The sequence below is a fragment of the Rhodococcus sp. NPDC003348 genome, from assembly GCF_053589375.1.
This window is the reverse complement of sequence record NZ_JBSFRT010000083.1, coordinates 1-6,858: the sequence shown is the minus strand read 5'-3', so window position 1 is coordinate 6,858 and position 6,858 is coordinate 1. Positions and strand designations below refer to the sequence as shown.

The following is a 6,858-nucleotide window of genomic DNA, read 5'->3' as shown; positions in this document are numbered from 1 at the left end:
CCCTTACACCACGCTGTTCTTTTATCTTAGTTTCCACCTCCCCCTTATTCCCCTATGGCCCCTTTGTTTCAGTTCAACTGAACGAATGGGCCATTCGGGAAGAAGGGGGAGTGCGCTCTCAGAGGTTGAAGGCGGCCTTGACCTCTTTCGTCCGCCGGTGCTCGGCGACGAACGAGAGGAACGGGATGGTGCCGGCGAGCGCCGTCGCGACGATGGTCGTGGCCTTCCAGCGCGCCTTGATCGCCAGGTCGATGGTGAAGGCCAGGTACAGCATGTAGAACAGCCCGTGCACCTGTCCGATGTAGAAGAACCACGACGGCGCGCTGCTCGCGTCGGACAGGATCAGGTACTTGTAGATGAGTTCGGCCGTGAGGATCAGCAGCCAGACGCCGGTGATGTACGCGAGCGCCCGGTAGCGCGTCAGCGCCGAGGCGATCTTCTTGGTGTCGCGGACTTCGGTGGTGGTGACGGTCTCGTCGGGGGCCGTGCTCACGTGCTGCTCCTATCGGCCTCGCTCGCCCGGAGCTGCGCGAGGTAGTTGTTGTACGCCTGGTGGGCCTCGTCGTCGGGGTCGTCGGCGTCGAGGACCTCGGCGGCCTTCTGGTTGCGCTGCGGCAGCAGATCGGCCGGGATCTCGCGGGGTGCGTCGCCGTTGGCCGCCTTCGGCTGGTCCTCGGGTGCGACGTCCTCCAGCTGCACGAACCGGCGGTACGCGTAGACCACGAACGCGGCGAACAGGGGCCACTGGAACGCGTAGCCGAGATTCTGGCCGTTACCGCCGACGGCCTCGAAGCGGGTCCACTGCCAGTAGCCGAGAGCCAGGCATGCGGCGGCCGCAACGATGACGAACACGATCAGTGCCGGTCGGCGGCGGGAGGGTGTACGGGCCACACCTCGACGGTACCCGAGGTGGGAAGGGGTGAAGCCGGTGGTCGGGGAGGTGAGGGTCACAGTTGCCCTGCCCGACAACTCCAGCTGTGGTGCGCGAGGGGGGACTCGAACCCCCACGTCCGAAGACACCAGGACCTAAACCTGACGCGGCTGCCAATTACGCCACTCGCGCGTGCAGGACAGACTATGCCACGGCATCGTCGCCGGACGCACACGAGGAGTCTGCCCCCCGAACTGGTTTCTGTGGGCCGATCCGACGCCCTCCAACACCGACGCCGCAGGGGTCGGCCGTGAAGGTAAAGAGGACTTCGATGCTCGAACCACAAAAATAACGGTTGGATAACGATCAATGTGAGGGATTCCTCAACTTTGCTACTCACGGGTACTTCGCACTGCCAGCGCGTTCTTCCTTACCGGAAAGTCACTTGGACGACTGTCCTGTGAGCTGCGTCACGCCTACTACCTGGTAGAACACCGCACCTGGACGGTAAACGTGAGGAATTCCTCATGATCCTGTGTCACCCTGTTCGCACCCCCCGAAGAACCGCCCGCGAGCGCGACGATGCGCCGTCGGGAGGTTGTGACGTCGGCGGGTTCCGACCAGGAGAGGACCATCCAGCGTGACGATCGACGAGAGCACACCACTGGGCAACGGCGACGGCACCTCGGGTGCCCGGTTCGCGCCGGCCCGGGCCGGCGCCGCGAAGTCACCCCTGCGGGATCGGCTTGTCGCCGGCGAACCCTACGCACTGGCCTTCGGCGGACAGGGTGCCGCCTGGCTCGAATCGCTCGAGGAACTCATCCGTGACAACGGCCTCGAGCCCGACCTCACCGCACTTGTCAACGAGGCGGCGGACGCGCTCGCGCCCGTCGCGCAGGACCTCCTCGTGGTCCGGCCGATCGGCTTCGACCCCATCGGCTGGATCCTGGAACGGGACGTCGCCGACGAGGACGCAACCGACGCCGGACCGTCCGCCGAGGCGCTGACCTCCGCGTCGGTGTCGATGCCCGGCGTGCTGCTCACCCAGCTGGCCGCGCTGCGATCGCTGCGCCTGCAGGGCCTCGACCCCGCACAGACCGCGCCGGTCGCGGTGATCGGGCACTCGCAGGGCAAGGTTGCCGCCGACTCCGTCGCCGACGGCGGCGCCTCCGACGGCGCGCTGCTCGCCATCTCCCAGCTCATCGGTGCCGCGGCGGTCCTGGTCGGCCGTCGGCGCGGCATCATCGGCAGCGGCGAGCGCACCCCGATGCTGGCGGTCTCCGACGTCGACCCGGCCCGCATGCAGGCCATCGTCGACGAGCTCGCCGCAGGCGTCGACGCCGAGCGCGGCGTCGTCATGGCCATCCGCAACGGGCGTCGCCGCGTCGTGCTGTCCGGCCCGCCGGCACAGCTCGCCCGCGTGCAGCAGCGCGCCGAGCAGATCGCCGCCGAGGAGGCCGCCGAGCGCGAGGCCAAGAAGCGCGGCGGTGCCGTGTTCTCGCCGGTGTTCGAGCCCGTTGCCGTCGAGGTCGGATTCCACCACCCCGCGCTGTCCGACGCAGTCGACACCGTCGGCGCCTGGGCCACCCGCTGTGGCCTCGACGTCGAGCGCGCCACCCGCCTGGCCCGCGCCTGCTTCACCGACTCCGTCGACTGGGTCGCCGACGTCGATTCCGTCGTCGACGCCGGCGCCGCCTGGATCCTCGACCTGGGCCCCGGCGACCTGCTGACCCGCATGACCGCCGGACCGCTGCGCGGCAGCGGCGTCGGCATCGTCGCCGTCTCCACCCGCGGCGGCCAGCGCAGCCTGCTCACCCCGGGTGCGGCACCCGAGGTGGCCAAGGCGTGGTCGTCGTTCCGCCCGTCGCTGGTGTCGCTGCCCGACGGCAAGGTCGCCGTCGAGACCGCGTTCACCAAGCTGACCGGCCGCTCGCCGATCCTGCTCGCCGGCATGACCCCGACCACCGTCGACCCGAAGATCGTCGCGGCCGCCGCCAACGCCGGCCACTGGGCGGAGCTCGCCGGTGGCGGCCAGGTCACCGAGAAGATCTTCGCCGACCACGTCGCCGAGCTGTCCTCGCTGCTCGAGCCCGGCCGCGCGGTCCAGTTCAACTCGATGTTCCTCGACCCGTACCTGTGGAAGCTGCACGTGGGCGGCAAGCGCCTCGTCCCGAAGGCCCGCGCCGCGGGCGCCCCGTTCGACGGCGTCGTCGTGACCGCGGGCATCCCCGAGCTCGAGGAAGCCGTCGCGATCATCGGCGACCTCGGCGAGGCCGGCATCACCCACGTCGCGTTCAAGCCGGGCACCGTCGCGCAGATCAAGTCCGTGATCCGGATCGCCGCCGAGGTGCCCGACTTCCCGGTCATCGCACACATCGAGGGCGGCCGCGCCGGTGGCCACCACTCGTGGGAGGACCTCGACGACCTGCTGCTGAGCACCTACTCGGAGCTGCGTGCGCGGCCGAACCTGGTGATCTGCGTCGGCGGCGGCATCGGCACCCCGGAGCGGGCCGCCGACTACCTGACCGGACGCTGGTCCGAGCAGCTCGGCTACCCGGCGATGCCGGTCGACGGCATCCTCGTCGGCACCGCCGCGATGGCCACCCTCGAGGCCACCACCTCGCCCGACGTCAAGCAGATGCTCGTGGACACCCCCGGCACCCCCGACTGGGTCGCCGCGGGCACCGCGACCGGTGGCATGTCCTCGGGTCGCAGCCAGCTCGGCGCCGACATCCACGAGATCGACAACGCCGCCTCCCGCACCGGCCGCCTCCTCGACGAGGTCGCCGGCGACGAGAAGGCCGTCGCGAAGCGTCGCGACGAGATCATCGCCGCCCTCGACGTGACCGCGAAGCCGTACTTCGGCGACGTCGCCACCATGACCTACGAGCGCTGGCTGCGCCGCTACCTCGAACTGGCCGTCGGGATCGACGCGGCCAAGGAGTTCGACTGCGGCACCGACTGGGCCCAGGCGTACGCCGACGCCACCGAGTCGGTCTGGCTGGACATCACCTGGCGGGACCGGTTCGCGCAGATGCTGCAGCGCGCCGAGGCCCGGCTGCACCGCAACGACCGCGGCCCGATCGTCACCCAGTTCGCGGACGAGCAGATCCTGGAGCGTCCCGAGGCCGCCCTGTGCACCCTGCGCGCGTGCTTCCCGGACGCCGGGACCACCGTGCTGCACCCGGCCGACGTCGCGTTCTTCGTCGCACTGTGCAAGACCCCCGGCAAGCCGGTGAACTTCGTGCCGGTGGTCGACAAGGACGTGCGCCGCTGGTGGCGGTCCGACTCGCTGTGGCAGGCCCACGACCCGCGCTACTCCGCCGACCAGGTGTGCATCATCCCCGGCACGGTCGCCGTTGCCGGCATCACCCGCGCCGACGAGCCGGTCGGTGACCTGCTCGACCGCTTCGAGAAGGCCACCACCGACGAACTGCTCGCCGCAGGTGCCACCCCGCTCGCCGTGGCGGGTCGCCGTCGCACCGAGGGCGCAGGCCTGTTCGGTCTCGTTCTCGCCGCGCCCGACGTCCTGTGGGCCGCGCGCCTGACCCGCAACCCGGTGCACCGGCTCGGCGACCTCGACGCCTGGACCGTCACCGACACGGAGGGCACGCACGCCACCACCGGCGCCACCCTGCGTCTGCTCGACGACAGCCGCGTCGAACTGCGGGTGCCGCTCGTCGGCGACCGTGCGGTCACCATCGCGATCACCGTCCCCGACTCCACCCGCGACGGCGGCGCCCCCGTGGTCACCGCCGAGGACGCCGAGGCCGCGATGTCGGCGCTGCTCGCTGTCGCGGCCGGCCAGGAACTGCCGACCGTCAAGGGTGACGTCGCCCGCCTGAACGTCGCCTGGATCCCCGACCTGGTCGCCGACCACTCGGGCGTCACCGCCTCCGGGCTGCCGACGTCGCTGGTGCCCGGCGCGAACGTGGTGCCGGACGTGCTCGTCGGCGCCTGCTGGCCGGCGGTGTTCGCGGTGCTCGGTGCCGCGCAGACCACCGACGGCGTGCACGCCATCGAGGGCATGCTCGACCTGGTCCACCTCGACCACGCGGTCAACCTGGTCGACGCCGTCCCGGCCGACGCGGCGGTCCTGACCGTCAAGGCCGAGGGTGTCTCCGTCGTCGACACCGACCTCGGTCGCGTCGTCGAGGTCCACGTCGAGGTCGGCGCCATGCGCGGCGAGCAGGGCACCGCCGCCCCGACGTTCGCGACGATGGTCGAGCGCTTCGCGATCCGCGGCCGCAGCGGCAAGGCCGAACTGGCCGATCCGCAGCGCGCCGGTGGTTCGCTCACCGAGGCCGCCGTCGACACCCCGCGTCGTCGCCGCCGCCAGACCACGATCGTCGCGCCCCGGCACATGGCCGCGTTCGCGCAGGTCTCCGGGGACCACAACCCGATCCACACCTCCGACAACGCCGCGCTGCTCGCCGGGCTCGGCAGCCCGATCGTGCACGGCATGTGGCTGTCGGCCGCCGCCCAGCAGGTCGTCGTCGCCGTCGACCCGGAGGCCACGGTCCCGGCACGTCGCCTGACCGCGTGGACCGCCCGATTCCTCGGCATGGTCCGCCCCGGCGCGCTGATCGACGTCCGCGTCGACCGCGTCGCGCACGACGCCGGCGCCGAGATCGTCGAGGTCGGCTGCCGTGTCGACGGCGAGCTCGTCATGGTCGCCACCGGCCGCACCGCGGCCCCGAAGACGGTGTACGCGTTCCCCGGCCAGGGCATCCAGCGACCCGGGATGGGTCTGGACGCGCGCGCCCGCTCCAAGGCCGCCCGCGAGATCTGGGACCGCGCCGACAAGCACACCCGCGAGACTCTCGGCTTCTCGATCCTCGCCATCGTTCGTGACAACCCGACCGTCGTGAAGGCCCGGGGCGTCACCCACAAGCATCCGGACGGCGTGCTGCACCTGACGCAGTTCACGCAGGTCGCGATGGCCGTGCTCGGTGTCGCGCAGGTTGCGGAGCTGCGCGAGGCCGGTGCCTTCGTCGAGGGTTCGTACCTGGCCGGTCACTCGGTCGGTGAGTACAACGCGCTTGCCGCGGTCGCCGGGGTGCTGCCGCTCGAGGCGGTGCTCGAGGTCGTGTTCCAGCGTGGCTCGGCCATGCATGCTCTGGTGCCGCGCGACGCGAACGGTCGCTCCAACTACCGGTTGGCCGCGATCCGGCCGTCGCAGTTCGGTGTCGACGACGCCGATCTCGAGGTGTTCGTGTCGGGCATCGCCGAGGAGACCGGCGAGTTCCTGCAGATCGTGAACCTGAACCTGCGCGGTTCTCAGTACGCGATCGCCGGCACCGTCGCCGGCCTCGACGCCCTGGAGAAGGAGATCGACCGCAAGCGCGCCGAGATCGGCGGCAAGCGGGCGTTCATCGTCATCCCCGGCATCGACGTGCCTTTCCACTCGAACGTTCTGCGCGGCGGCGTCGACGACTTCCGGGAGCGGCTGCTCAAGCTGCTGCCCGAGGAGATCGACCCGGCAATCCTGATCGGCCGCTACATCCCGAACCTGGTGCCCAAGCCGTTCAACCTCGGCCGGGACTTCATCCAGGAGATCGCGGACCTGGTGCCCTCCGAGCAGCTGAACGCGGTCCTCGCCGACTTCGACAGCTGGTCGGCGAAGCCGGTCGAGCTGACCCGCGTCGTGCTCGCCGAGCTGCTGGCCTGGCAGTTCGCCAGCCCGGTGCGCTGGATCGAGACCCAGGACCTGCTGTTCGGCGAGGAGGCCGACGGCGGTCTCGGGATCGAGCGGTTCGTCGAGATCGGTCTGGCCGCGACCCCGACCGTCGCGAACCTGGCGTCGCAGACCCTGAAGCTGCCCGGTCGCGTCGGTGGCCCGGTCGAGGTGCTCAACATCGAGCGCGAGGCCGGCGTCGTGTACTCCACGGACACCGACCCCGCTCCGGTCGACGACGAGCCCGAGGCTCCGGCCGCCCCGGCCGCGGAGGCCGCTCCGGCGGCCGCGGCGGGAGCCGGAGCCGCGG

The 6,858-nt window shown here is 70.9% G+C and carries 3 protein-coding genes and 1 tRNA gene; 1 reads left to right on the top strand and 3 read right to left on the bottom strand.

Translation table 11 applies throughout. The features are described 5' to 3' along the window. Positions 1-118: 118 nt before the first annotated feature. The 3 genes from ACWDU4_RS28075 to ACWDU4_RS28065 form a co-directional block, all read right to left on the bottom strand. A complete protein-coding gene (locus tag ACWDU4_RS28075; RefSeq protein ID WP_450117238.1) occupies positions 119-493 on the bottom strand; it encodes a DUF3817 domain-containing protein in 375 nt (124 codons plus the stop codon). Continuing rightward, a complete protein-coding gene (locus ACWDU4_RS28070; protein WP_450117237.1) occupies positions 490-891 on the bottom strand; it encodes a transcriptional regulator in 402 nt (133 codons plus the stop codon). Before ACWDU4_RS28070 ends, ACWDU4_RS28075 begins: the two co-directional genes overlap by 4 nt. 87 nt (positions 892-978) lie before the next feature. Continuing rightward, positions 979-1,063 (bottom strand) — tRNA-Leu (locus tag ACWDU4_RS28065). Positions 1,064-1,511: 448 nt separating this feature from the next. Between ACWDU4_RS28065 and ACWDU4_RS28060 the strand changes: the two genes are divergently transcribed. After that, a partial coding sequence (locus ACWDU4_RS28060; protein WP_450117236.1) for a fatty acid synthase subunit beta domain-containing protein occupies positions 1,512-6,858 on the top strand: 5,347 nt, incomplete at its 3' end.